The 23,602-nt window shown below is 66.8% G+C and carries 26 protein-coding genes; 4 read left to right on the top strand and 22 right to left on the bottom strand.

The window, feature by feature from the left end:
• Position 1: 1 nt before the first annotated feature.
• The 9 genes from AC3WLY_RS27870 to AC3WLY_RS27910 form a co-directional block, all read right to left on the bottom strand.
• Positions 2-826: an SPOR domain-containing protein gene (locus AC3WLY_RS27870; RefSeq protein WP_175958734.1), complete on the bottom strand. Its 825-nt coding sequence runs from the start codon at positions 824-826 to the stop codon at positions 2-4.
• A gap of 29 nt (positions 827-855) precedes the next feature.
• Positions 856-2,166 (bottom strand): bifunctional tetrahydrofolate synthase/dihydrofolate synthase, encoded by a 1,311-nt coding sequence (folC, locus tag AC3WLY_RS27875; protein WP_310140414.1) that lies wholly within the window; start codon positions 2,164-2,166, stop codon positions 856-858.
• A 100-nt stretch (positions 2,167-2,266) separates the two neighbouring features.
• Positions 2,267-3,139, bottom strand: coding sequence for an acetyl-CoA carboxylase, carboxyltransferase subunit beta (gene accD / locus AC3WLY_RS27880; protein WP_175958732.1), 873 nt, complete (start codon positions 3,137-3,139; stop codon positions 2,267-2,269).
• 65 nt (positions 3,140-3,204) lie between these two features.
• Positions 3,205-4,020 (bottom strand): tryptophan synthase subunit alpha, encoded by an 816-nt coding sequence (gene trpA, locus AC3WLY_RS27885; RefSeq protein WP_492308515.1) that lies wholly within the window; start codon positions 4,018-4,020, stop codon positions 3,205-3,207.
• Between the two features lie 42 nt (positions 4,021-4,062).
• Positions 4,063-4,914 (bottom strand): DNA-methyltransferase, encoded by an 852-nt coding sequence (locus AC3WLY_RS27890; protein ID WP_492308514.1) that lies wholly within the window; start codon positions 4,912-4,914, stop codon positions 4,063-4,065.
• Between the two features lie 9 nt (positions 4,915-4,923).
• Entirely contained in the window at positions 4,924-6,117 is a 1,194-nt protein-coding gene (gene trpB / locus AC3WLY_RS27895) for a tryptophan synthase subunit beta (protein WP_034179990.1), read from the bottom strand.
• Between the two features lie 54 nt (positions 6,118-6,171).
• Positions 6,172-6,873: a phosphoribosylanthranilate isomerase gene (locus AC3WLY_RS27900; RefSeq protein ID WP_175959193.1), complete on the bottom strand. Its 702-nt coding sequence runs from the start codon at positions 6,871-6,873 to the stop codon at positions 6,172-6,174.
• On the bottom strand, positions 6,870-7,682 hold the full coding sequence (gene truA / locus AC3WLY_RS27905; protein WP_204422623.1) for a tRNA pseudouridine(38-40) synthase TruA: 813 nt from the start codon (positions 7,680-7,682) through the stop codon (positions 6,870-6,872). Before truA ends, AC3WLY_RS27900 begins: the two co-directional genes overlap by 4 nt.
• Positions 7,682-9,787 carry a FimV/HubP family polar landmark protein gene (locus AC3WLY_RS27910; RefSeq protein WP_492308513.1) on the bottom strand — a complete coding sequence of 702 codons (2,106 nt, stop codon included), beginning with the start codon at positions 9,785-9,787 and terminating at the stop codon, positions 7,682-7,684. The genes truA and AC3WLY_RS27910 overlap by 1 nt, the downstream gene beginning before the upstream one ends.
• A 288-nt stretch (positions 9,788-10,075) precedes the next feature.
• On the opposite strand from AC3WLY_RS27910, the gene AC3WLY_RS27915 reads away from it, so the two are divergent.
• Positions 10,076-10,297 (top strand): hypothetical protein, encoded by a 222-nt coding sequence (locus AC3WLY_RS27915; RefSeq protein WP_492308512.1) that lies wholly within the window; start codon positions 10,076-10,078, stop codon positions 10,295-10,297.
• 181 nt (positions 10,298-10,478) lie between these two features.
• Here AC3WLY_RS27915 and AC3WLY_RS27920 read toward each other — a convergent pair whose 3' ends face one another.
• Positions 10,479-10,682 carry a hypothetical protein gene (locus AC3WLY_RS27920; RefSeq protein ID WP_492308511.1) on the bottom strand — a complete coding sequence of 68 codons (204 nt, stop codon included), beginning with the start codon at positions 10,680-10,682 and terminating at the stop codon, positions 10,479-10,481.
• A gap of 26 nt (positions 10,683-10,708) precedes the next feature.
• Between AC3WLY_RS27920 and flgE the strand changes: the two genes are divergently transcribed.
• On the top strand, positions 10,709-11,953 hold the full coding sequence (gene flgE / locus AC3WLY_RS27925) for a flagellar hook protein FlgE (protein WP_492308510.1): 1,245 nt from the start codon (positions 10,709-10,711) through the stop codon (positions 11,951-11,953).
• 102 nt (positions 11,954-12,055) lie between these two features.
• Here flgE and asd read toward each other — a convergent pair whose 3' ends face one another.
• From asd to AC3WLY_RS27965, 8 genes are all read right to left on the bottom strand, one after another.
• The gene (gene asd / locus AC3WLY_RS27930; protein ID WP_034179994.1) at positions 12,056-13,177 is read right to left on the bottom strand and encodes an aspartate-semialdehyde dehydrogenase; all 1,122 of its coding nucleotides are present in this window, start codon (positions 13,175-13,177) and stop codon (positions 12,056-12,058) included.
• Positions 13,178-13,259: 82 nt separating this feature from the next.
• Positions 13,260-13,379 carry a hypothetical protein gene (locus AC3WLY_RS27935; protein ID WP_006756675.1) on the bottom strand — a complete coding sequence of 40 codons (120 nt, stop codon included), beginning with the start codon at positions 13,377-13,379 and terminating at the stop codon, positions 13,260-13,262.
• Between the two features lie 96 nt (positions 13,380-13,475).
• Positions 13,476-14,543, bottom strand: a complete 1,068-nt coding sequence (leuB, locus tag AC3WLY_RS27940) for a 3-isopropylmalate dehydrogenase (RefSeq protein ID WP_175958724.1) — start codon at positions 14,541-14,543, stop codon at positions 13,476-13,478.
• 77 nt (positions 14,544-14,620) lie between these two features.
• Positions 14,621-15,271 (bottom strand): 3-isopropylmalate dehydratase small subunit, encoded by a 651-nt coding sequence (leuD, locus tag AC3WLY_RS27945; protein ID WP_034179996.1) that lies wholly within the window; start codon positions 15,269-15,271, stop codon positions 14,621-14,623.
• A 68-nt stretch (positions 15,272-15,339) separates the two neighbouring features.
• Positions 15,340-15,486 carry an entericidin A/B family lipoprotein gene (locus tag AC3WLY_RS27950; RefSeq protein ID WP_034179997.1) on the bottom strand — a complete coding sequence of 49 codons (147 nt, stop codon included), beginning with the start codon at positions 15,484-15,486 and terminating at the stop codon, positions 15,340-15,342.
• 3 nt (positions 15,487-15,489) lie between these two features.
• Complete coding sequence (gene leuC, locus AC3WLY_RS27955; protein WP_492308509.1) at positions 15,490-16,899, bottom strand: 3-isopropylmalate dehydratase large subunit; 1,410 nt, start codon at positions 16,897-16,899, stop codon at positions 15,490-15,492.
• A gap of 233 nt (positions 16,900-17,132) precedes the next feature.
• Positions 17,133-17,891 carry a Tat pathway signal protein gene (locus AC3WLY_RS27960; protein ID WP_310140611.1) on the bottom strand — a complete coding sequence of 253 codons (759 nt, stop codon included), beginning with the start codon at positions 17,889-17,891 and terminating at the stop codon, positions 17,133-17,135.
• 32 nt (positions 17,892-17,923) lie between these two features.
• A complete protein-coding gene (locus AC3WLY_RS27965) occupies positions 17,924-18,745 on the bottom strand; it encodes a hypothetical protein (RefSeq protein WP_492308508.1) in 822 nt (273 codons plus the stop codon).
• A 397-nt stretch (positions 18,746-19,142) separates the two neighbouring features.
• On the opposite strand from AC3WLY_RS27965, the gene AC3WLY_RS27970 reads away from it, so the two are divergent.
• Together AC3WLY_RS27970 and AC3WLY_RS27975 are read left to right on the top strand one after the other, a co-directional pair.
• Positions 19,143-19,475, top strand: a complete 333-nt coding sequence (locus tag AC3WLY_RS27970) for a cupin domain-containing protein (protein WP_492308507.1) — start codon at positions 19,143-19,145, stop codon at positions 19,473-19,475.
• 120 nt (positions 19,476-19,595) lie between these two features.
• Positions 19,596-20,321, top strand: coding sequence for a glutathione S-transferase (locus tag AC3WLY_RS27975; RefSeq protein WP_425131045.1), 726 nt, complete (start codon positions 19,596-19,598; stop codon positions 20,319-20,321).
• A 48-nt stretch (positions 20,322-20,369) separates the two neighbouring features.
• Here the strand turns inward: AC3WLY_RS27975 and AC3WLY_RS27980 are convergent, their stop codons facing one another.
• The 4 genes from AC3WLY_RS27980 to AC3WLY_RS27995 all read right to left on the bottom strand — a co-directional run bounded on the left by AC3WLY_RS27980 (position 20,370) and on the right by AC3WLY_RS27995 (position 23,558).
• On the bottom strand, positions 20,370-20,543 hold the full coding sequence (locus tag AC3WLY_RS27980) for a hypothetical protein (protein ID WP_492332734.1): 174 nt from the start codon (positions 20,541-20,543) through the stop codon (positions 20,370-20,372).
• Between the two features lie 27 nt (positions 20,544-20,570).
• Positions 20,571-22,139: an amino acid permease gene (locus AC3WLY_RS27985; RefSeq protein WP_492308506.1), complete on the bottom strand. Its 1,569-nt coding sequence runs from the start codon at positions 22,137-22,139 to the stop codon at positions 20,571-20,573.
• Positions 22,140-22,236: 97 nt separating this feature from the next.
• Entirely contained in the window at positions 22,237-22,701 is a 465-nt protein-coding gene (locus tag AC3WLY_RS27990; RefSeq protein WP_492308505.1) for an Lrp/AsnC family transcriptional regulator, read from the bottom strand.
• A gap of 98 nt (positions 22,702-22,799) precedes the next feature.
• The gene (locus tag AC3WLY_RS27995; protein ID WP_492308504.1) at positions 22,800-23,558 is read right to left on the bottom strand and encodes a dimethylarginine dimethylaminohydrolase family protein; all 759 of its coding nucleotides are present in this window, start codon (positions 23,556-23,558) and stop codon (positions 22,800-22,802) included.
• Between the last annotated feature and the right edge of the window lie 44 nt (positions 23,559-23,602).

A 23,602-nucleotide genomic window follows, 5' to 3' on the forward strand; every position in this document is an offset into this window, starting at 1 on the left:
GTTACTGCGTCAGACCGGCTTCGCGCACCTTCGCGATCGCGGCGGACGCCGCCGCTCGATCCGCGAACGGGCCGGCACGCAACAGTGTAGCCGTGCCACCGTCTGCCTGCTTGCGATGCTCGACATATGCGGGCACGCCCGCCGATTTCAACTTGGTCGCCCACGAACGGGCCGTCGCGTCATCCTTGAACGAACCGAGCTGCACCGCGAAGCGCGCACCGGCCGGCGACGACGGCGACGATGCATCGCCGCTGTCCGGGCTCGCGGCGTCGGCATTCGCGACGGTCGCGGGCGCCGGCTTCGGCGCGGCCGGTTTCGCCGCGGGAGCAGCCGGCTTCGGCGCGGGCTTCGGCGGCGTCACGCTCGCCGTGGTCGTCGTATCGGGTTTCGCGGCCGGCTTGGCGGGTGCTGCCGCGACGGCCGTGTCGGAGGCATCGGAGGCCGGCGGCTCGTCGTGCGCGACGCCTGCCTGCACGTCGGGCGCGTCGTCGTCACGCGGCGCGACTGCCTGGTGCGCGGGCCGGTTCGGGATGTCGATCGCGATGTCGTCCGTCACCGGCTTCGGGTGCGAATCGAGCACCATCGGCAGCACGATCACGGCGGCCACGACGAGCGCGATCGCGCCGACGAGGCGACGGCGCGCGCGTTGCTTTTCTGGAAGGGTCGGATCGAGGAGCAGCGCGTCCGATTCCGGACGCTCGGTGCGGCGCGGGCGCCGCTCGACGCGTTCAGTGCGCTCCGTGCGCACGTTCCGGGAGGTCCCGGTGCGACCGCCGCGCCGCGTGGGTGCGTCGTCGTCTTTTTTGCCGAACGAGAAAATTCCCATGAATGGCTGAGTCCGAAACTGCCCGTCAGTCAGTGTTGCTGCGATTTACGGTAGGCCAGCACGCCGGCAACCGTATGGAAACTGCCGAAAACCACGATTCTATCATTCTCGGATGCTCTTTTTAGTGCATCGCGAAACGCTTCGGCCGGCGACGCGTAACGCGTCACGCTCGAATCGGGCCCCTCCTCCACGCCAGCCTTGCGCAGCGCGGCTTCGAGCTGCTCCGCGGAGGCGGCGCGCGGCAGCGGCAGGTCGGTCACGCACCAGTGGTCGATCTCGCCTTTCAGGTGCCGCAGCACGCCGTCGATGTCCTTGTCGTGCATCGCGCCGAACACCGCGTACGTGTACGGGAAAAAGCCCATGTTGCCGAGATTCTGCTCGAGCACGGCCGCCGCGTGCGGGTTGTGCGCGACGTCGAGCACGATCGCCGGCTTGCCGGGCAGCACCTGGAAGCGCCCCGGCAGCTCGACGTTCGCGAGCCCGAGCCGGATGTCCTGCGCGGATACCGGCAGCACCGGGCGCAGCGCCTCGAGCGCGGCGAGCGCGGCCGATGCATTGATCAGTTGATTCGCGCCGCGCAGCGCCGGATACGCGAGCGCCGGATAGCGCTTCTCGCGGCCGAGGTAGCTCCACTGCTGGCGCTCCGCACCCGCCTGTGCCTCGTAGCGGAAATCGCGGCCGACGAGCCACAGATCGGCGCCGATCGCTTCGGCATGGTCGATCAACGTTTGCGGCGCGGCCGGATCGCCGCAGATCGCCGGCTTGCCCGCGCGGAAGATCCCGGCCTTCTCGAACGCGATCTTCTCGCGCGTGTCGCCGAGGTATTCGGTGTGGTCGATGTCGATGCTCGTGACGATCGCGCAATCGGCATCGATGATGTTGACCGCATCGAGCCGGCCGCCGAGGCCGACTTCGAGGATCACCGCGTCGAGCCCGCGCGATGCGAACAGATGCAGGATCGCGAGGGTCGTGAATTCGAAATACGTGAGCGACACCGGTTCCGGCAGCGACGTGCGCGCGGCTTCGACGGCCTCGAAGTGCGGCAGTAGTTCGTCGTCGGTGACGTTCTGCCCGTTCACGCGCGCGCGCTCGTTGAATTCGAGCAGGTGCGGCGACGTGTGGCAGCCGATCTTGTAGCCCGCGCGCAGCAGGATCGTCTCGAGGAACGCGCAGGTCGAGCCCTTGCCGTTCGTGCCGCCGACGGTGATGACGGGGCACGCGAATTCGAGCTGCAGCGCCGCCTTGACCTGCCCGATGCGGGTCAGGCCCATGTCGATGCCGACCGGGTGCGCGCGTTCGAGGTGCGAAAGCCACGCGTCGAGAGTGGGAAAAGTGCTCATCGGATCAAATCTGGATCGGTACCGCCACTACGCCAAAAAACGAAGCGCGCCGCCTGACGCTGAAGCCAGGCGACGCGCAGAGTTCACCACCTCGCGCCGGTCAGGCCAGCGCGTCGGCCGGCTGTCGCTGCAGCAGCGCGAGCAGCTGCGCGATCTCGTCGCGCATCTTGCGGCGGTCGACGATCATGTCGATCGCGCCCGTCTTCAGCAGGAATTCGGCGCGCTGGAAACCTTCCGGCAGCTTCTCGCGGACCGTCTGCTCGATCACGCGCGGGCCGGCAAAGCCGATCAGCGCCTTCGGCTCGGCGATCACGACGTCGCCGAGGAACGCGAAGCTCGCCGACACGCCGCCCATCGTCGGATCGGTCAGTATCGAGATGAACGGCAGCTTCGCTTCGGCCAGCTTGGTCAGCATCGCCGTGGTTTTCGCCATCTGCATCAGCGACAGCAGGCTTTCCTGCATCCGTGCGCCACCCGACGCCGTGAAGCAGATGAACGGCACGTGCTGTTCCAGCGCGTTCTGCGCGCCGCGCGCGAAGCGCTCGCCGACGACCGAGCCCATCGAGCCGCCCATGAACGAGAACTCGAAGCAGGCCGCGACGACGGGCAGCGTGTGGATCGCACCGCCCATCACGACCATCGCGTCGGTCTCGCCCGTCTCGTCCATCGCTTCCTTCAGACGATCGGGGTACTTGCGGCTGTCCTTGAACTTCAGCGAGTCGACCGGCACGATTTCCTGGCCGATTTCATAACGGCCTTCCGGATCGAGCAGCCCGTCGAGGCGCTCGCGCGCACCGATGCGCATGTGGTGATCGCACTTCGGGCACACGTGCAGGTTCGCGTCCACGTCGTTGCGGTAAAGCACGGCCTCGCAGGACGGGCACTTGACCCACAGGCCTTCCGGAACGCCCTTGCGGCTTTTCGGGTCGGTCTGCTTGATCTTCGGCGGCAACAGTTTGTCGAGCCAGCTCATCGTATGGTTTCCTGTTCCGTGGCGGGCCGGGCCGCGTAGCCCGTTCCCGCCTTCCTATGTTGGTGTTATCGCGCCGTCTTGCCCGCGCCGTCCAGCGCGGCGCGCAGCTCGGCGATGAACGCCTTCAGCGCGGCGGCGGCGCCTTCCGGCGCAGCGCTTTCGAGCAGCTGCACGAGGCGGCTGCCGATCACGACGGCGTCCGACACCTCGGCCACCGCGCGCGCCGTTTCGGCGTCGCGGATGCCGAAGCCGACGCCCACCGGAACCGGCACGCGCGACTTGATGGCCGGGATTTTACCCGCAATGTTCGAAACATCCAGATTTCCCGCGCCGGTCACGCCCTTGAGCGACACGTAATACACGTAGCCGCTCGCGATCTTGCCGACATCGGCGATGCGTTCGTCGGTCGACGTAGGCGCGAGCAGGAAGATCGGATCGATCTGCGCGGCGCGCATCTTTTCGGCGAATACGCCCGCCTCTTCCGGCGGATAGTCGACGACGAGCACGCCGTCGACGCCGGCCGCCTGCGCTTCGGCCGCGAACGCGTCGACGCCCATCCGCTCGATCGGGTTCGCATAGCCCATCAGCACGACGGGGGTTTTCGCATCGGTTTCGCGGAAGCGCTTCACGTCGGCGAGCACGCTCTTCAGCGTGACGCCGCGCGCGAGCGCGCGTTCCGACGAGCACTGGATCACGGGGCCGTCGGCCATCGGGTCCGAGAACGGCACGCCGAGTTCGATCACGTCCGCGCCGCCTTCGGCGAGCGCGTGCATGAATTCGACGGTCTTCGCGGGATCGGGGTCGCCAGCCGTGATGAACGGGATCAGGCCCTTTCGGCCTTGTTCGGCGAGCGCGGCAAAGGTCTGCTGAATACGGGACATGGCAATTTTCCTAGGATTCGTTCGGCGATACGGCTACGCGATTCACGCGCATGCCGGCGCGGCGAGCGCGCTCACGCGCTCGTGCGCGATCGCACAATAACTTTCGTTGATCTCGTAGCCGACGAAGTCGCGCCCCTGCCGTGCGCAGGCCACCGCGGTCGTGCCGCTGCCCATGAACGGATCGAGCACGCGGCCGCCCGGCGGGCAGCTCGCGAGCACCATCCGCTCGACGATTTCCAGCGGTTTCTGGGTCGGATGATCGACGCGCTCCGCGTGCTGCCGGTGCAGGCGCGAAACCGACCAGACGTCCTTCGGGTTGTAGCCCATCTCCAGCCACTTGCTGCCTTCGAACAGCTTGCGCGAGCGGGCCTTCTTCGTGTCGGCGTCGTACGGGATGCGGACCGGATCGAGATCGAAGTAATACGCCTTCGAAACCGCGAAAAAACCGATGTTGTCGTGCACCGACGTGAAACGGCGCGTCGTGCCGCCCATGCTCGGCACGCGCCGGTCCCAGATGATCTCGTTGACCATCGTGAGCTTCGTCTTCAGGAAACTGAAGATTTCCGGCGCGTACTGCCATGTGCAGAAGATGTACATCGACCCGCTCGGCTTGAGCTTCGGAATCGCGAGCTCGAGCCACTCGCGCGTCCACGCGAGAAACACGTCGCCCGAACGCTTGTCCGAGTCGTTGCCGTAGTCCTTGCCGAGCCCGTACGGCGGATCGGCGACGATCAGGTCGATCGACGCATCCGGCAGGTTCGCGGCATCGGTCAGGAAATCGCGGTTATGCAGTTCGATACCGGACGGCAACGCGCGCGGCACGACGGCAGCAGGCTGAAGCGCCTCCGCCTCGCTCGCGGCACCGCCGCCCGGTTCTTCGATCAGGTCACGCATCGGTCGGGGTCAGAGCTCGATGCCCGATCGCTCGGCGACCGTGTGCATGTCCTTGTCGCCGCGGCCCGACAGGTTGACGAGCAGGATCTTGTCCTTCGGCAACGTCGGCGCGAGCTTCACGCCATACGCGATCGCGTGGCTCGACTCGAGCGCGGGAATGATCCCCTCGATCCGGCAGCAGTCGTGGAACGCCTTCAGCGCTTCCTCGTCGGTGATCCCGACATACTGCGCGCGGCCGCTGTCCTTCAGCCATGCGTGCTCGGGGCCGACGCCCGGATAATCGAGGCCCGCCGACACCGAGTGCGTCTCGATGATCTGGCCGTTGTCGTCCTGCAGCAGGTACGTGCGGTTGCCGTGCAGCACGCCCGGGCTGCCGGCGATCAGCGATGCCGCGTGGTGGCCCGTGTCGAGCCCGTCGCCGGCCGCTTCGACGCCGATCAGCTGCACCGACGCATCGTCGATATACGGATAGAAGATGCCCATCGCGTTCGAGCCGCCGCCGACGCAAGCGATCACCGCGTCCGGCTGCCGGCCCGCGAGCTCGGGCATCTGCACCTTGCACTCGTCGCCGATCACGCGCTGGAAGTCGCGCACCATCATCGGGTACGGGTGCGGGCCCGCGACCGTGCCGATGATGTAGAACGTGCTTTCGATGTTGGTGACCCAGTCGCGCATCGCTTCGTTCAGCGCGTCCTTCAGCGTGCGCGAACCCGACTCGACCGGCACGACCGTCGCACCGAGCAGCTTCATCCGGTAGACGTTGGCGGCCTGCCGGCGCACGTCCTCGGAACCCATGTAGACGACGCACTCCATCCCGAAGCGCGCGCAGATCGTCGCAGTCGCGACGCCGTGCTGGCCGGCGCCCGTCTCGGCGATCACGCGCTTCTTGCCCATGCGCTTCGCGAGCAGCGCCTGGCCGATCACGTTGTTGATCTTGTGCGCGCCCGTGTGGTTCAGGTCCTCGCGCTTCAGGTAGATCTGCGCGCCGCCGAGCGTCTCGCTCCAGCGCTGCGCGTGGTAGATCGGCGACGGACGGCCGACGAAATGCTTCAGCTCGCGCTCGAATTCGGCGACGAAGTCGGGATCGTGCTGGAATTTTTCATACGCCGCGCGCAGTTCGTCCAGTGCGTGAATCAGCGTCTCGGCGACGAACGTGCCGCCATACGGGCCGAAGTGGCCGCGAGCATCAGGAAGGTTGTACATGGTGTCTCTCTCGATCGGTCGATGCGCCCGCTTTCGGGGCCGCACCGGCTTGCATCACCCGGCGTCCGCTTCGCGCACCGCGCGTACGAACGCCGCCATCCGGGCGTGATCCTTCACGCCCTTCGCGCCCCCCACTTCGATGCCACTCGAGACATCGACAGCAAACGGGCGCAACTGGCGGATCGCATCACCGACGTTTTGCGCGCTCAAGCCACCACTCAAAACGGCCCGATGCGCGAGCTCTGCGGGAATAAGAGACCAATCGAAGACCTTGCCGCTACCGCCGTAGTCCGGCACCAGGGTGTCGAACAGGAGGCCGCGCGCTTTCGAATAATGAAGAGCCGATTCTACCAAATCGGACGGCTGCGTCGAGGGGCCGACGCGCACTGCGCGCAACCACGGCAGGTGTGCCGCGCGGCCGAGCGCGTCGCATTGCTCCGGCGTCTCGTCGCCATGGAACTGCAGCAGCGTGAGCGGCACGTCGCGCACGACGGCTTCGATCTCGGCTGCGGTCGGATTCACGAACAGCCCGACCACCGACACGAACGGCGGCGCGAGGCGCGCGAGCTCGGCCGCCTGCGCGATCGTCACCGCGCGCGGGCTCTTCGGGTAGAACACGAGGCCGATCGCGTCGGCGCCGAGCGCCGCCGCGTGCAGCACGTCCTCGGGACGCGACAGCCCGCACAGCTTGATGCGCGTGCGCGGCGGCAGGCCGGCGGCGGCGGAAGTCGAAGGAGACATGGCGTGATCCGTCATGATTGCGGGTCCAGATCGGCCCAGACGCTGCTCCACGGCACGCTGCCGAGCTGCGCGGGCGGGACGGCGAATTCCGCCGGGTAGCCGACGTGGGCAAGGTACAGCCCGTCGGCCATGAACGTGGGCGCCGCGAGGTTGCGGTCGCGCCCTGCCAGCACGTCGGCGACCCAGTCGGCCGGATAGCGGCCGCGCCCGACCGCGACGAGGCAGCCCATCAGGTTGCGTACCATGTGGTGCAGGAACGCGTTGGCGCGGAAGCGGAAATGGATGAAATGGCCCGCGCGCCGCACGTCGATCCGGTACAGGTGTTTGACCGGCGTCTTCGACTGGCATTCCGACGACCGGAACGACGAGAAATCGTGCTCGCCGATCAGGTGCGCGGCGGCGGCGCGCATCGCGTCGTCGTCGAGCGGCGTATGGATCCAGCCCGCGCGCCCGGCCAGCATCGGCGAGCGCACGGGGTGCACGTACAGCACGTAGTAATAGGTGCGCTCGAACGCCGAGAAACGCGCGTGGAACGTCTCCGGCATCGGCTTCGCCCATTGCACCGATACGGTCGACGGCAGGAACGCGTTGGTGCCGCGCACCCACGAGAATGCCTCGCGGTCGAGATCCGTGTCGAAGTGCACGACCTGCCCGAGCCCGTGCACGCCGGTGTCGGTCCGCCCGGCCACCGTCGTATGCAGCGGCACCCGCGCGAACTCGGCCAGCGCATGCTCGAGTGCGTTCTGCACGGTCTTGCCGTGCGGCTGCGCCTGCCAGCCGCAGAATGCCGCGCCGTCGTACTGAATGCCCAGCGCGATCCGCATCACGCCTCGTCCGCGAGTTTCGCGAGCAGCGCGCGCGCATCGTCGCGCGTCGCGGCGTCGTTTGCGTCGACCACTTCCTGCAGCAGCGTCCGCGCGCCGGACAGGTCGCCCAGTTCGACGTACTCGGCCGCGAGGTCGAGTTTGTTGCGTGCGATACGCGCGAGTTCGTCCGGCGTGAGCGCGGGCAGCGCGGCGCCCGGCGCGGACGGCAGGTCGAGGTCGAAATCGAGCTTCAGCGCGCCGAACTGCGCACCGCCGAGCGGCGGCAGCAACGACGTCGCGGACGGGCTGCCCGCCTGGCCGGCGTGCGCCGCCGCGTCCGGATCCCATTCAAACTCGTCGTCCTGGTCGGCCGGATGTTCCGGGGCCGGATCGTTCGAGCCAATTGGCGGGCGCGACGCGGATTGACCGTTAGTTGCGATTTTGTCGGCGTCGGACTGCCCTGCTCGTGCAGCCGGCTCGTCCGCTGCCAGCGACGGATCGTCCTGCGTGCGCGGCGGCAGCGGCATGTCGAGGCTGCCGAGCGCGCTGATCGCGTTCTGCATCAGCGCCGCGTGCTGCGTTTCGGTCACCGAAGGCTCGGCGGGCGTCTCGGCAGGCTTGTCGGCGGCCGCCTGTTCTACCGGTTCTGCGTCGTGCAGGGCCGTGGCCGGAGCCGGAGCCACGTCGTTCTCCGGCGGTACTGCGGCGTGGGCAGGCGCAGGCGGCAATTCAGGCTGGTCGTCATGCAGCTTCGTTACTTCGGGTGCAGGCGATGCATCCGCCTCAGGCGGCTCGACCGTCTCCGCCGCTGCGGCAGTCGCCGCGGCGAGGTTCATGTCGGCGGCCGCGTCGCGGGCGACCGGCATCTCGGGCAGGATCGGCAGTTCGCGTTCGACGGACGGCACCGCTTCCGCTTCGGCAGCCACGGCACCGCCCGCTGCAGCGGCTGCAGCGGCTGCAGCCGTCGTGCCCGCATCGTCCGTATGCCGGCCCTTCCGGCGCCTGCGCCACGCAAACCCGGCTGCGAGGACGATCACGGCCGCGCCGGCCGCTGCGACCGGACGCCAGTCCATCTGATCCGAAGCGCGCGCAGGCGCCGTCACGGGTGCGACCTGCTGCGCGGGCGCCGATGCCGGCTGCGCAGCGCTGGCGGCCACGCCGGACGCCGCTTCGGCTGCCGGCGATGCGGCAGACGGTGCGCCCGCATCGTTTGCGGCCGGACGCGGCGCGGCAGGCACCAGCGCAGGCGCGACGTTGTTCGTCGCGGCCGGCTTGCCGATGCCGTGCTTCTGCAACTCCATCAGCACGCGATTCTTCAGTGCCAGCAGTTGCTGCAGGCTCGACGGCCGCGGCTGCGATGCACCCGTGGCGGGTGCCGCACCGGCCGGTTCGTTCGCGCCCGAAACCTGGCTGCCCGGCGCAGGCTGGACAGCGGCCTCGCTCGCGGACGACGGCGCAGACTGGATCGCGCCGCTCCACACATGCGGGCCGCTGGCGCCGGCAGCAGGCGCCGCCGGCTGCATGTTTTCGACAGCCGACGCGCCGTGTGCAGCCGAAGCGCCTGCCGAAGCAGACGCCCCCGCTGCCGTCGCGACGCTCGCACCGCTCACCGGCGCCGCATGCACGGCCGGCGCCACCGGCGCGGATTGCACGGCCGACCCCGGATGCGGCGCGGACGCACCGGGCTGCGCGAGCGCCGCACCGCCCGACGCGGCAGCGGGTGCGGAGGCAGCCGCCGCACCGGATGCGCCAGACGCACTGGCCGGCGCAAGCGCCGCGCCCGTTGCGTCGAGCGCGGGCACGGTCAGCGTCGCGCCGACTTTCAGGCGGCTCGCGTCGCGCTTCATGAACGCCTGCGGATTGGCGTCGAACAGCGCGCGGCCGGCACGCGCGAGCACGCCGGGATCGTGCGATTGCGTCGCCGCTTTCGCGATGTCGTTCAACGACTGGCCCGGCTGGACCGTCACGGTAAGCGGCGCGGCGGCGCCGGCAGCAGACGCCGGCAGTTCGCCGGTGCTGGCCGCCCAGGCCGACGCGGCAGCACCGAGTGCCAGAATCGCCAGCGCGCCACGCACGGCGCGCGACAGACGGGACTGACGCGGAAACAAGGAAGTTCGGGACATCGTAGGCTCTATCTCCGCGCGCGGGCGCGGCTCGGATTCGCGGTTGGAAGCGTCAATAAAGTTGCCGCAGAAATGCAAAAGCGTCGCGCGGAACGCGACGCTTTCGGCTGGTCTGTGCGTCGTAACCGCGTAGTTTACTTCACGTGCTCGCGTTCGGGCCGAATTCATCGGCTGCGGGTGCAACCGGCCGCGCTCGCACGTCGCGGCGCACGCAGCGATCGCGTCGGGCTGCCGCACGGGTCGCGCACTGCAGCCGGCGCGCCGGATCGACCGAAAGGATAGGCATCAATGACTGAAAATCCTTTCGACAACATCTCATCCGGAACGAATGCCAAGGCTTTACGCCGCGCCGCTGCCCTTCCTCGCGCCAAACGATGCGATGCAGGAACGGCCGCGCAAGCGGGTTCGGCGCTTCCACGTTTCCGCCGGCCGGTTCCGGCGCCGAACCGCGGCCGGGGTAATCGAGCGCATTCGCTCAACAATTCGCGCCACCTGCCGTTAATTGATTAACAGCCGTCATTTTCAAATACTCCCCCGGCCGCCCCGCCAATCTCATTCAAATAAATTTCAATTTAATGATAAGAAGTCAATTATCATCTCTTATCGTCGAATTGAACATTAACTCCGCAAAATCCCCGCCCCACAAGGCTTCCAGACCTGACAGCACGGTCCATCAATCATACAAAAGCGATCATTTCGACAGCAATTCAATAACATTACACAAAATTACACAGATCAAATAATTGCCGTCGCTACGATCGACTTCAAACAGGAATCGGCGCAATCCGGCCATCGCATTCGCATATGCCGGAAAGGCGGGACTGCGATCGGCCGGGTTGACGCCGTGAGACGCCAGAGGGTCATCGCGCAGTTGCAGTTGCAAGACTGCATTCACTCACCAGCTCGTTACGGGGATCGAACATGGGCTATCAGCAGGGTTTGAGCGGGTTGGCCGGCGCGTCGAGCAATCTCGACGTGATCGGCAACAACATCGCGAACGCAAACACGACCGGCTTCAAGCAGGGCCGCGCGAACTTCTCCGACATGCATGCGAATTCGGTCGCGACGTCGGTCAATACGCAGATCGGCATCGGCACGAAGCTCGCGTCGGTGCAGCAGCAGTTCGGCCAGGGCACGATCAATTCGACCCACTCGTCGCTGGACATCGCGATCAACGGCAACGGCTTCTTCCAGATGTCGAGCAACGGCGCGACGACGTACTCGCGCGACGGCACGTTCCACCGCGACAAGACCGGCGCCATCGTCGACTCGCAAGGCCGCAACCTGATGGGCTATGCGGCAGGCGCGGGCGGCGTGATCAACACCGCGCAGACCGTGCCGCTGCAGGCGCCGACCAACAACATCGCGCCGCAGGCGACGAGCAGGATCACCGGCCAGTTCAACCTGAACTCGCAGGACAAGGTGCCGGCCAAGACGCCGTTCAACGCGAGCGACAACACGACGTACAACTACAATTCGTCGATCCAGGTCTACGACACGCTCGGCGGCTCGCAGCAGGTCACGATGTATTTCGCGAAAAGTGCGGCCGGCACCTGGCAGGCCTATGCGGGCGTACAGGGCCAGACGCCGACGAATCTCGGCACCGTCACGTTCGATGCATCGGGCCGGATCAGCTCGACGACATCGGCCGCCACCGGCCAGCCGACGCCGAGCCTCGGTCAGTTCGCGTTCTCGATCCCCAACACGACGGGCGGCGCCAACCCGCAGAACCTGACGCTCGACCTGAGCGGCACGACGCAGTACGGCGGGAAGAGCGGCGTAAACAACCTCGCGCAGGACGGCTTCGCGAGCGGCACGCTGACGACGTTCTCGATCGGCACCGACGGCAAGCTGACCGGCAACTACTCGAACGGCCAGAGCGCGGTGCTCGGCCTGATCGCGCTCGCGAACTTCAACAATCCGAACGGGCTCGTGAACATCGGCGGCAACCAGTATGCGGAGACCGCCGCGTCGGGCGTGCCGCAGATCTCCGCGCCGGGCAGTACGAACCACGGCACGCTGCAGGGCAGCGCCCTGGAAAACTCGAACGTCAACCTGACGACCGAGCTCGTGAACCTGATCACCGCGCAGCGCAATTACCAGGCCAACGCGCAGACGATCAAGACCCAGCAGACCGTCGACCAGACGCTGCTGAACCTGCGCTGATCCGCGCATGAAAAACGCGCCGCGCCAGCCTTGACATCATCAAGGCCGACGCGGCGCGTCATCTTGTGCAGCCCGGCCCGCGGGCCGGACCGGCAAGCGGGCTTACTTGTCGAGCAGGATGCGCAGCATGCGGCGCAGTGGCTCGGCCGCGCCCCACAGCAGCTGATCGCCGACCGTGAATGCCGACAGGTATTCGCCGCCCATCGCGAGCTTGCGCAGGCGGCCGACCGGCACCGTCAGCGTGCCGGTGATCTTGGCCGGCGACAGGTCGCGCATCGACGCTTCACGCTCGTTCGGCACGACCTTCACCCAGTCGTTCGCCGAGGCGAGGATGCCGTTGATCTCGTCGAGCGGCACATCCTTGTTCAGCTTGATCGTCAGCGCCTGCGAGTGGCAGCGCATTGCGCCGATCCGCACGCACAGGCCGTCGACCGGGATCGAACCCGGCTCGCCCATCGCCGGCTTGCCGAGGATCTTGTTGGTTTCCGCGCCGCCCTTCCACTCTTCCTTCGACATCCCGTTGCCGAGATCCTTGTCGATCCACGGGATCAGCGAGCCGGCGAGCGGCACGCCGAAGTTGCTGGTCGGCATCGCGTCGCTGTTCATCGCGGCCAGCACGCGGCGGTCGATGTCGAGAATCGCGGAAGCCGGATCGGCGAGCTGCTCCTGCACCGCGCCGTTCAGCGTGCCCATCTGCGACAGCAGCTCGCGCATGTTCTGCGCGCCCGCGCCCGAGGCGGCCTGGTAGGTCATCGCCGTCATCCAGTCGACGAGGTTCTCGCGGAACAGGCCGCCCAGCGCCATCAGCATCAGGCTCACCGTGCAGTTGCCGCCGACGAAGTTCTTCGTGCCCTTGACGAGCGCATCCTTGATCACGTCGAGGTTGACCGGATCGAGGATGATGACGGCGTCGTCGTTCATCCGCAGCGACGATGCCGCATCGATCCAGTAGCCGTTCCAGCCGGCCGCGCGCAGCTTCGGGAACACGTCGTTCGTGTAGTCGCCGCCCTGGCACGTGATGATCACGTCGCACTTCTTCAGCTCGTCGACGTTGGTTGCGTCCTTGAGCGTAGTCTCGTTTTTCGCGAACGACGGCGCCTTGCCGCCCGTGTTGCTGGTGCTGAAAAACACCGGTTCGATCAGGTCGAAATCGCCCTCTTCCTGCATGCGCTGCATCAGGACGCTGCCGACCATGCCGCGCCAACCTACGAGACCTACGTTCATGACTAACCCTTTGAATGGAGCTTCCCCGCCATTTCCGTCCCCGGCGTGACCGCGCGGGGAAACAGGCGGGCACGACGGACGATCAGCGTTTAATGATCGTTTTCGTGGTAATGGTTTTCGTGATGACGATGGCGCGCGCACCCGCACGGGCAGTGTTGCCGTGGAGTTTCAGGACCGGGGAGATCAGGGAAATCAGCGCCATCGTTCGAGTCTACACAAACCTATTCGGCCGCACAACGGCCAACCCGGTGCGAACGCGCCGTTTTTACCGGCCGCGTTCGCACCCTTTACTGCCTGCTTACAGCGCCGCGACCACCGCGTCGCCCATCGCCGCCGTACCGACCTGCTTGCAGCCCGGCGTCGCGATGTCGCCCGTGCGGTAGCCCTGTTCGAGCACCGATTTCACCGCACGCTCGATGCGATCGGCCTGCTCCGCGCGATTCAGCGAGTAGCGCAGCAGCATCGCGGCCGACAGGATCGTCGCGAGCGGGTTCGCGATGCCCTTGCCCGCGATGTCCGGCGCCGAACCGTGCGACGGTTCGTACAGGCCCTTGTTGTTCTTGTCGAGCGACGCCGACGGCAGCATGCCGATCGAGCCCGTCAGCATCGACGCTTCATCCGACAGGATGTCGCCGAACATGTTGCCCGTGACGATCACGTCGAACTGCTTCGGCGCCTTCGCGAGCTGCATCGCCGCGTTGTCGACGTACATGTGCGACAGCTCGACGTCCGCGTATTCCTTCGACACGTCGATCATGATGTCGCGCCAGAACTGCGACGTCTCGAGCACGTTCGACTTGTCGACCGACAGCAGCTTCTTCGCACGCTTGCGTGCCGCCTGGAACGCGACGTGCGCGATGCGGCGCACTTCCGGTTCCGAGTAGCGCATCGTGTCGAAGCCTTCGCGCTCGCCGGCGAACGGGCCGTCCGGTGCGGCGCGCACGCCGCGCGGCTGGCCGAAGTAGATGTCGCCGTTCAGTTCGCGCACGATCAGGATGTCGAGGCCCGCGACGAGCTCGGGCTTGAGCGGCGAAGCGTCGACGAGCTGCGGATAGCAGATCGCCGGGCGGAAGTTCGCGAACAGCTCGAGATGCTTGCGCAGCCCGAGGATCGCCTGCTCGGGGCGCAGCGCGCGCTCGAGCGAGTCGTACTTCCAGTCGCCGACCGCGCCGAACAGGATCGCGTCGGCTTCCTTCGCGAGCTTCAGCGTCGCGTCGGGCAGCGGATGGCCGCTCGCCTCGTAGCCCGCGCCGCCGACCGGCGCGTGCTCGAGTTCGAACTTCTCGTCGAGTGCGTTCAGCACCTTGACCGCTTCGTTGACGATTTCCGGACCGATGCCGTCGCCGGGCAGCACTGCAATCTTCATGCGTTATTCCTGACTGGGTAGGTTATGGAGCAGGCCGGCGAACGCGCGGATAGCGCGCCCGCCTCGAAGGCGATATATCAGCCGACCAGCTTGGTATTGAGCCACGGCTGCTTCACGAGCCGCTCGGCTTCGAACTGGCGGATCTTGTCCGCGTGGCGCAGCGTGAGGCCGATGTCGTCGAAGCCGTTCAGCAGGCAGTACTTGCGGAACGCGGCGATCTCGAACGGATACTCGCGGCCGTCGCCCGTGCGCACGACCTGCGCGTCGAGGTCGATCGTCAGCTGGTAGCCGTTGAACGCGTACGTGTCGTTGAACACGTGATCGACCTGCTGCTCGGTCAGCACGATCGGCAGCAGACCGTTCTTGTAGCAGTTGTTGAAGAAGATGTCCGCGAAGCTCGGCGCGATGATCGCGCGGAAGCCGTACTGCTGCAGCGCCCACGGCGCGTGCTCGCGCGAGCTGCCGCAGCCGAAGTTCTTGCGCGCGACCAGCACCGATGCGCCCTGGTAGCGCGGCTGGTTCAGCACGAAGTCGGGATTCAGCGGACGCTTCGAGTTGTCCTGGCCCGGCTCGCCGTGATCGAGGTAACGCCACTCGTCGAACGCGTTCGGACCGAAGCCCGTGCGCTTGATCGACTTCAGGAACTGCTTCGGGATGATCGCGTCGGTGTCGACGTTCTCGCGATCGAGCGGCGCCACGACGCCGGTATGTACTGTGAATTTTTCCATGATCCGTCTATCCGGTTGGAGGGCCGGCCTTCAGCCGGCGCACATCGACAAATTCTCGGCGGGAGTCGTCACTCCGCGGCGCGCTTCAGCGCGTTGCCGGCGGCGTTGACGTCCTGCCCGAAGCCCTGGACGGTATTGCAGCCCGCGAGGCCGAAGCCCAGCCCCGCCAGCGCCAGCGCGGCAACCAGCCGCGCAATGATCTTCGATGCCGTCACGCGTCACCCCAGCTTGCGAATGTCGACGAAGTGACCTTCGATCGCCGCGGCCGCCGCCATCGCGGGGCTCACCAGGTGCGTGCGACCGCCCGCGCCCTGCCGGCCTTCGAAGTTGCGGTTCGACGTCGACGCACAGCGCTCGCCCGGCTCGAGCCGGTCTGCATTCATCGCGAGGCACATCGAGCAGCCCGGCTCGCGCCATTCGAAGCCCGCATCCGTGAACACCTTGTCGAGCCCTTCGCGTTCGGCCTGCGCCTTCACGAGGCCCGAGCCCGGCACGACCATCGCGAGCCGAATGTTCGATGCGATGCGACGGTTCAGCTTCTTCACGACGTACGCGGCCGCGCGAATGTCCTCGATCCGTGCATTCGTGCACGAGCCGATGAAGATCTTGTCGACCTCGATCGATTCGATCGGCGTGTTCGGCTCGAGCGCCATGTAGGCCAGCGCGCGCTCCATCGCGTCGCGCTTGACCGGATCCTTCTCGCGCTCGGGATCGGGCACGCGGCCGTCGATCGACGTGACCATTTCCGGCGACGTGCCCCACGTGACCTGCGGGACGATCTCGGCTGCGTTCAGCTCGACGACGCGGTCGAACTGCGCGCCTTCGTCCGACTTGAACTGGCGCCAGTATTCGACGGCCTGGTCCCATTCCGCGCCGGTCGGCACGAACGGACGGCCCTTCAGGTAATCGATCGTCGTATCGTCGACGGCGACCATGCCCGCGCGCGCGCCGGCCTCGATCGCCATGTTGCAGACCGTCATGCGGCCTTCCATCGTCAGCGCGCGAATCGTCGAGCCGCCGAATTCGATCGCGTAGCCCGTGCCGCCGGCCGTGCCGATCTTGCCGATGATCGCGAGCACGATGTCCTTCGCGGTGCAGCCGCGCGGCAGTGCGCCCTCGACCTTCACGAGCATGTTCTTGCTCTTCTTCTGCAGCAGCGTCTGCGTCGCCAGCACGTGCTCGACTTCCGACGTGCCGATGCCGTGCGCGAGCGCGCCGAACGCGCCGTGCGTCGACGTATGCGAATCGCCGCACACGATCGTCATGCCCGGCAGCGTCGCGCCCTGCTCCGGCCCGATGATGTGGACGATGCCCTGGCGCACGTCGTTCATCTTGAACTGCGTGATGCCGAACGCATCGCAGTTCGCGTCGAGCGTGTCGACCTGCAGCTTCGAGACGGGATCGGCGATGCCGTGGCTGCGGTCCGTCGTCGGCACGTTGTGATCCGACACGGCCAGGTTCGCGCTGATGCGCCACACCGGACGCTGCGCGATCTTCAGCCCTTCGAACGCCTGCGGGCTCGTGACTTCATGCAGCAGCTGACGGTCGATGTACAGCAAGGTCGTGCCGTCTTCCTCGGTGTGGACCACGTGGGTATTCCACAGTTTGTCGTAGAGAGTCTGTGCCATGGGTATGCGGGGTCGTTGTGACTACAAGCCTTACGGATGCGGTCGATTATGCCACGCAGAACGCGGCGCGGCGCAGGCCGGACGCGAAAAAACCCATTAAAAACAGTGGTTTGGCTGGTAGTACCAATACCTGTATCGGCATTACCCGGCAAATGGGGCACACCCGGTCCGGATGACCGCGATCGCGGATCGCGTCGCCCGGACCGGGTGCGACGGGCCGGAACCCGGCGGCCTCAGCCGTTCGGATATTCGCGGTTGATCAGGTCGAGCCGCAGCATCGCAAGCTGCATGCCGGCGTTGCTCATCAGGTAGAGATCGCGGCGGCGCATCGCCGGCTGCTGCGCGGACGTGTCGTAGGCGACCGGCAGCACCAGCCCGGCCGGCACCGCCGCCTGCATCCCCGCCGCATTCGACACGCGCACGGCGATCGACGCCTGATCCGCGTGCGTGACGATTGCGACCTTGCCGAGCGCCGCGGCCGAACCGGCCTGCTTGACGATCGCGGCGGCGACGCCGGCGGGCGTCGGTATCGGGCTGCCTGCGCTCAGGGCCGGCGTCGCGATCGTCGTCACGCCCGCTGTCAGCCCGTATTTCGACGCGAGCACGCTCGCGACTTCCTGCTGCGCGCAGACCGGCACGGCGACCTTCTGCCGGAGCGCGAACACGGCGTCGGCAATCGCCTCGTTCACCGGGCCCGGCACCGGCGCGGCACCGGATGCCGCGGCGCGACTGCCGAAGCTGAACGCGGCGATCGTATTGATGCCGGCCGCCGCGACGGCGGGCGGCGCCCACGAGAAAAACGTGTCGAACAGGTAACCCGTCTCGTCGGCGGCGGTCGCGCGATCGTTCAGTTCGTTCGTCAGCTTGCCGAGCATCTGGCGCTGCAGTTCGGCATCGGAGGCCGGTGCGTCGCTTGCGAACACGGGCGTGGCGGCCGCGCACGATGCGGCGAGTACGGAAGTGGAAGCCAGGAAATGGCGGCGGGTCTTCATGGTCATCGGAATCGTCTGGAAAGCGGGAATCGTCAGCCTTTCGGGAAGGCCTGCGTCGTAGCGGCCATCGCGCGGCCGAGCATTTGCGCATACATGTCGTGCACGAGATACAGGCTGCGGTTGCGCGTCCACGGCTGGCCCGATTGCGGGTCGTAGAGCGTCGGGAGCGGCACCTCGGCAACCGCTGCCGCCGTCATGCCCGCCTGCTGCGAGGTCTGGATGCAGCGCTTCGCGTGATCGCGATGGCCGACCACCGCGACGGTGCCCATCGCGGCCGCGCCGCCCGCGCGCGACACGGCCACGGCGGCGACGCCTGCCGTGCTCAGGTACACGATCGAGCCGTCGCTCGCGATCACCGGTTCGATCGACGACAGCACGTCGGCGCCCATCCCGTATTTCGACACGAGAAAGCGCGCAATTTCCCACTGCGCGTAGACCTTGACGGGCTTCAACTGGCGGATGCGGTACACGGCGTCCGCGAGCGCTTCGTTGACCGGCCCCGGATCGGGCAGCGCGGACTGGTTGCCGCCCGTGCTCGACGTGTTGCCGCTCGCCGCGTTCGGACGGTTGCCGAAGCTGTATGCGACGATCGCGCCGACCTGCGCGGCCGGCACCGTCGGCAGGCCCCAGGTGAAGCCGACATCGGTCAGCGCCGGCACGATCGCATCGACCGTCGCCGCATCGCCGAGCTGCGCGTTCAGCTTCGCGGACATCTGCGCGGCAAGTGCGCTATCGGTGATGGGCGCCGACGTGACGTCGCCGCCACCGCATGAGCTCAACAGCGGTGCTGCCGCAACGGCCGGTGCGGCGGCAAGAAATTTTCTTCGTGAAGAAGCCGACGGGTTCAGATTCATAAGAGATACGAAACGATGCGAACAACGCCGGCGGCAGGTCGCGGCGCTGCAAATCGCGGGTTCACGGGAAATGACAATCGGGCACGTCGCGCGGTTGGGAGACGGGCGGCAGGATCGACGCGCGGATCGGATCGCTGCGCTTTGTCGATCGACGACGCTGGATCGTAGTGGGCGTTTATTAAATTGCGGTGAACCTGTCGATCGAATGCGGGCGATCGTCATGCCGTTTCATCGATGGACGAATGCGTTTCATCCGTGGCGAGCGAACCCAGCCGCCGTTTCACCGGTGGCGAGCATGCCATTCGCGTGCATCGTCGCGCGCTGAATCGTGATCTCCGAATTTCACGATACGATGGCGCAACGCACGTTCCCACGATCCGATCCGGAGCACACAACGATGAAGCTCGGCCTGAACGAATCGCTTGCTCGCCTCGACGAAGAAGGCACGCTGTTCACGACGTTGTTTCAGCACGGCACGCTCGACATCGAGCTGTACCGGCCGCACATCGAGGACAAGCAGAAGCCGCATGCGCGCGACGAGGTTTACGTGATCGCCACCGGCACGTCGCGCTTCATCGTCGACGGACGCGAATGCGACGTCTCGGCCGGCGACGTGCTGTTCGTCCCCGCTCACGCGGAGCATCGCTTCGTCGGTTTCTCCGGCGACTTCTCGACCTGGGTGTTCTTCTACGGCCCCGAAGGCGGCGAACGCGGCGAACGCGGCGCGTGACGCGATGCGCGCAGCACTTTTCATGCGATTGCCTAGACTGTCTATTCGCGGCGGACCGCGCACGGCCGCCCGGTTATCACGATAGCTCAGGCATCCGGTTCAACTGGACAGGAGAGCAGCATGCGATACGAACTCTATTACTGGCCCGAGATCCAGGGTCGCGGCGAATACGTGCGGCTCGCGCTCGAGGCGGCCGAAGCCGACTATGTCGACGTCGCGCGCGAATCGGGCCGCGGCATGGGCGTGTCGGCGATGATGCGCATGATGGACAGCACGAAAGCGGAATGCGTGCCGTTCGCGCCGCCGTTCCTGAAGGCCGGCGACGTGGTCGTCGGGCAGACCGCGAACATCCTGCTGTTCCTCGGCGCGCGGCTCGGACTCGCGCCCGACGACGAAGCCGGCCGGCTGTGGGTGCACCAGATTCAGCTGACCGTTGCCGATTTCGTCACCGAGATCCACGACACGCATCATCCGATTGCAAGTTGCCTGTACTACGAGGACCAGAAAGCGGAAGCGGCCGAGCGCGCGGCCGATTTCCTCGATAATCGGCTGCCGAAATTCCTCGGCTATTTCGATCGCATGCTCGAACAGAATCCGCACAAGAGCGGCCATATCGCGGGCAGCGCGCTCAGTTATGCGGACCTGTCGATGTTCCAGCTCATCGAGGGCTTGCGCTATGCGTTTCCGAAGGCGATGAAACGCGCGGAGCGGAAAGTCGCGGGGCTCGTCGGCTTGCACGACCGCGTCGCGCAACATCCGCCCGTCGCGCGTTATCTCGACTCGGAGCGCCGCATCCCGTTCAACGACATGGGGATCTTCCGGCACTATCCGGAGCTGGACAAGTAACGGCTGCCGATGCCCGTGCGTCGTCGCGCGCGGCGGTACGGTTCCCGCTCACGCAGCGACCGGCGTCTCGTGAAGGTGTCGCCACACGATCAGGCCATCCGCTTCGCGCCGGAACACGGCCGTCGAGCGCCGCACCGTGCGCCGCCCGTCTCCATCGGTCTGCGTCTCGCGATAGCCGATCGCCGATCGCAGCGCCGTCCCGCCCCACATACCTTCGAGCATCAATCCGACCAGCTCGCACACCACGCACTACACATCGCGCGCTCGCTCGCGCGGGTCCGCCGCCGCGTCGACGGCCTCGACCGAGCGGGTCAGCCACGGCCCGATGTCCATCTCCTCATAGCGCACGAGCCGGCTCTTGCGTGCACGGCGATACGCGAACCAGATCGCGACGAACAGCGGAATCCACACATAGATCGACAACACTTCCATCCAGTCGATGCGGGTCGCGAAGAACGCCTGGTAATCCTGCCCGAGCGAGATCACGATGCAGATCGCGATCGCGAACAGCGGCCCGAACGGAAACCATTTCGCGCGATACGGCAACTGATCGAGCCGGTAGCCCTGCTTCAGGAAGCCCTTGCGGAACCGGTAATGGCAGACCGCGATACCGAGCCACGCGATGAAACCCGTGATGCCCACCGTATTCAGCAGCCACAGATAGATGCGCTGGTTGTTGGTCAGCGACGTGAGGAAACACAGCCCGCCGACGGCCATCGTCGCGTACAGCGCGTTGCGCGGCACGCCGCCCGGCGACAGCGTCGCGAACATCGCCGGCGCCCGCCCTTCCGATGCGAGGTTGTACAGCATCCGCGTCGCCGCGTAGGTGCCGGAATTGCCGGCCGACAGCACGGCCGTCAGGATCACGAGATTCATCGCGCCGGCGGCGAGCGGGAAACCCGCATGGCTGAACACCAGCGTGAACGGGCTCACGCCGATGTCGGTCACGTCGCTCTTCAGCAGGTTCGGATCCGTGTACGGCACGAGCAGGCCGATCACGAAGATCGCGAGCACGTAGAACAGCATGATCCGCCAGAAGATCTGCTTCACCGCGCGCGGGATCGTCTTGCGCGGATTCTCCGATTCGCCGGCCGTGATCCCGACCAGTTCGGTGCCGAGAAACGAGAAGCCCGCGATCAGCGCGACGCTCATCATCGCGTGCACGCCGCCGACAAACGGCGCGTCGCCCGTCGTGAAGTTGCGCCAGCCGACCGGATGCCCGGCGCCGGTATGCCCGGTGCCGGTATGCCCGCTGCCGAGCACGCCGGCCGCGATCAGCAGCCCCGCCACGATGAACGCGATCACGGTGACGACCTTGATCAGCGAGAACCAGTATTCCGATTCGCCGAAGCCGCGCACCGACAGCGTATTCAGCAGGAAGATCAGCACGAGGAAGGCGGCGCCCCACCACACGCCCGGCACGGCCGGAAACCAGTAGCGCATCACGATCTGCGCGGCGACCAGCTCGATCGCGATCGTCACGGCCCAGCTATACCAGTAGGTCCAGCCGAGCGCGACGCCGAAGCCTTCGTCGACGTACTTCTCGCCGTAGATCGCGAACGAGCCCGACACGGGCATCAGCGCCGCCATCTCGCCGAGCCCCGTGACGACGAAGTAGACCATGATCCCGATCGCGAGATACGCGGCGATCGCACCGCCCGGCCCCGCCTGTGCGACCGACGCGCCCGACGCGACGAACAGCCCCGTGCCGATCGAGCCGCCGATCGCGATCATCGCGATGTGGCGGCCCTGCAGACGGCGCTTCAGCGTCGTCCCCGACGGCGCGGCCGTCTGCGCTGCCGCTTGCAAAGCATCCATAGTGTTCACCCTGATTGGATTCGGGTCGACCGATTTGATTCGGAATACAAATCGATCGGCCTGGTCATTCGCATCGAAACCGGACGTTCCCGGCGCGTCAAACGACGCTGCGCTTGATCGCCTGCAGTTCGGCCGTCGTCACGATCTTCTCGATCCGGTACCGCGGGCTTTCCAGCCACGCGTTCGCGATCCGCCGGTACTCGTCGAGATCCTCGCATGCGAGCCGCAGGAGAAAATCGAACGTGCCGCTGACGAGCCAGCAATCGAGCACGGCCGGATTCGCCCGCATTTCATCCTCGAACGGCGCCTGCGAACGCCCGTGATCGGCCAGCACGATCTGCGCGATCACGACGATCGGCTTGGTCGCGCGCGGCGCGTTGATCACAGCGCGGTAGCCTTCGATCACGCCGAGCGCCTCGAGCCGTTCCACGCGCGCCTGGCAGGGCCGCGGCGTGAGGTTCACGAGCTCGGACAGCTTCCGGTAGGAAATCCGCCCGTCGGTGCGCAGGATGTCGAGGATCCGGAGATCGATCTTGTCGAGCTGCATCTTCCTGTCGGTCATCCGCGTTCGCTCCGGTCGGGTCGTGGCTGGTGCGCGGGACGTCTCCTTGTCCGCGCGGGGGCCACATTATCCGGCCGAAGCGGCCGCGCGCCAATCGGCTAGAACCGCAGCGACAGGCAGGTCAGGCCGCCGTCCATCTTGCGGAACTCGCTGGTGTCGATCATGTGCAGCGGCAGCCCGAGCGACGCGATCGCGTCGTGCACGCGCGGATAACCGGCCGGCGTGATCAGCGTGCCGTTCACGCGCAGCGTGTTGCCCGCGTATTCGTCGGCGGCCGAGATCGCGATCCGGCGGTAGTCGGCGAACGCCGGGTGCGCGGCCAGCGCTTCGGTCACGAGCAGCGTGTCGTCGCCGAGCGCGTTGACGACCGACTTCAGGTGCAGGCCGGCGCCGACCGGCACCGCGACGACCGAATAACCGTAGCGCGACACGAGCGATTCGAACGCGGCAATGCCTTCGGCGTCGGTGCGGCCGGTCAGGCCGATATAGAAGCGCTTGCCCACCAGCATCACGTCGCCGCCGTCGAGACGGCCGTCCTGCATCGGCAGCAGGTCGCGATGCGCGGCGAGCGCCGCTTCGATGTGCGCCGTCTCGCCGCGCCGCGCGGGCGCGCCGGGACGCGTGATCACCGCGAATTCCGGCGTCACGACGGCCACGTCCTCGACGAAGTGCGAATCGGGGAATGCGTCCAACGGCGGCAGCTCGGTCAGTTCGACGCCAAGCGTGCGCAGCGCGTCGCAATACGCGTGGAACTGCGTGAGCGTCTTGTCGTAGTCGGGCGCGCCGAGTTCGGCGGTGGTCAGGCCCGCGCCACAGGACGGCGCGGGACGGCGAACGATCGCTTGCGTGAATTGCATCGACTCCTCCTTGGTCATCGCCACGCCCGTGCGGCGCACGGGGC

This window comes from Burkholderia sp. FW306-1C-G01B (genome assembly GCF_058781685.1).

Coding starts and splice junctions, on each gene's coding strand:
- AC3WLY_RS27870 (WP_175958734.1), bottom strand. CDS start 826: ATGGGAATTTTCTCGTTCGGCAAAAAAGACGACGACGCACCCACGCGG.
- folC (WP_310140414.1), bottom strand. CDS start 2,166: ATGAGCACTTTTCCCACTCTCGACGCGTGGCTTTCGCACCTCGAACGC.
- accD (WP_175958732.1), bottom strand. CDS start 3,139: ATGAGCTGGCTCGACAAACTGTTGCCGCCGAAGATCAAGCAGACCGAC.
- trpA (WP_492308515.1), bottom strand. CDS start 4,020: ATGTCCCGTATTCAGCAGACCTTTGCCGCGCTCGCCGAACAAGGCCGA.
- AC3WLY_RS27890 (WP_492308514.1), bottom strand. CDS start 4,914: ATGCGTGACCTGATCGAAGAACCGGGCGGCGGTGCCGCGAGCGAGGCG.
- trpB (WP_034179990.1), bottom strand. CDS start 6,117: ATGTACAACCTTCCTGATGCTCGCGGCCACTTCGGCCCGTATGGCGGC.
- AC3WLY_RS27900 (WP_175959193.1), bottom strand. CDS start 6,873: ATGACGGATCACGCCATGTCTCCTTCGACTTCCGCCGCCGCCGGCCTG.
- truA (WP_204422623.1), bottom strand. CDS start 7,682: ATGCGGATCGCGCTGGGCATTCAGTACGACGGCGCGGCATTCTGCGGC.
- AC3WLY_RS27910 (WP_492308513.1), bottom strand. CDS start 9,787: ATGTCCCGAACTTCCTTGTTTCCGCGTCAGTCCCGTCTGTCGCGCGCC.
- AC3WLY_RS27915 (WP_492308512.1), top strand. CDS start 10,076: ATGACTGAAAATCCTTTCGACAACATCTCATCCGGAACGAATGCCAAG.
- flgE (WP_492308510.1), top strand. CDS start 10,709: ATGGGCTATCAGCAGGGTTTGAGCGGGTTGGCCGGCGCGTCGAGCAAT.
- asd (WP_034179994.1), bottom strand. CDS start 13,177: ATGAACGTAGGTCTCGTAGGTTGGCGCGGCATGGTCGGCAGCGTCCTG.
- AC3WLY_RS27935 (WP_006756675.1), bottom strand. CDS start 13,379: ATGGCGCTGATTTCCCTGATCTCCCCGGTCCTGAAACTCCACGGCAAC.
- leuB (WP_175958724.1), bottom strand. CDS start 14,543: ATGAAGATTGCAGTGCTGCCCGGCGACGGCATCGGTCCGGAAATCGTC.
- leuD (WP_034179996.1), bottom strand. CDS start 15,271: ATGGAAAAATTCACAGTACATACCGGCGTCGTGGCGCCGCTCGATCGC.
- leuC (WP_492308509.1), bottom strand. CDS start 16,899: ATGGCACAGACTCTCTACGACAAACTGTGGAATACCCACGTGGTCCAC.
- AC3WLY_RS27960 (WP_310140611.1), bottom strand. CDS start 17,891: ATGAAGACCCGCCGCCATTTCCTGGCTTCCACTTCCGTACTCGCCGCA.
- AC3WLY_RS27965 (WP_492308508.1), bottom strand. CDS start 18,745: ATGAATCTGAACCCGTCGGCTTCTTCACGAAGAAAATTTCTTGCCGCC.
- AC3WLY_RS27970 (WP_492308507.1), top strand. CDS start 19,143: ATGAAGCTCGGCCTGAACGAATCGCTTGCTCGCCTCGACGAAGAAGGC.
- AC3WLY_RS27975 (WP_425131045.1), top strand. CDS start 19,596: ATGCGATACGAACTCTATTACTGGCCCGAGATCCAGGGTCGCGGCGAA.
- AC3WLY_RS27980 (WP_492332734.1), bottom strand. CDS start 20,543: ATGCTCGAAGGTATGTGGGGCGGGACGGCGCTGCGATCGGCGATCGGC.
- AC3WLY_RS27985 (WP_492308506.1), bottom strand. CDS start 22,139: ATGGATGCTTTGCAAGCGGCAGCGCAGACGGCCGCGCCGTCGGGGACG.
- AC3WLY_RS27990 (WP_492308505.1), bottom strand. CDS start 22,701: ATGACCGACAGGAAGATGCAGCTCGACAAGATCGATCTCCGGATCCTC.
- AC3WLY_RS27995 (WP_492308504.1), bottom strand. CDS start 23,558: ATGCAATTCACGCAAGCGATCGTTCGCCGTCCCGCGCCGTCCTGTGGC.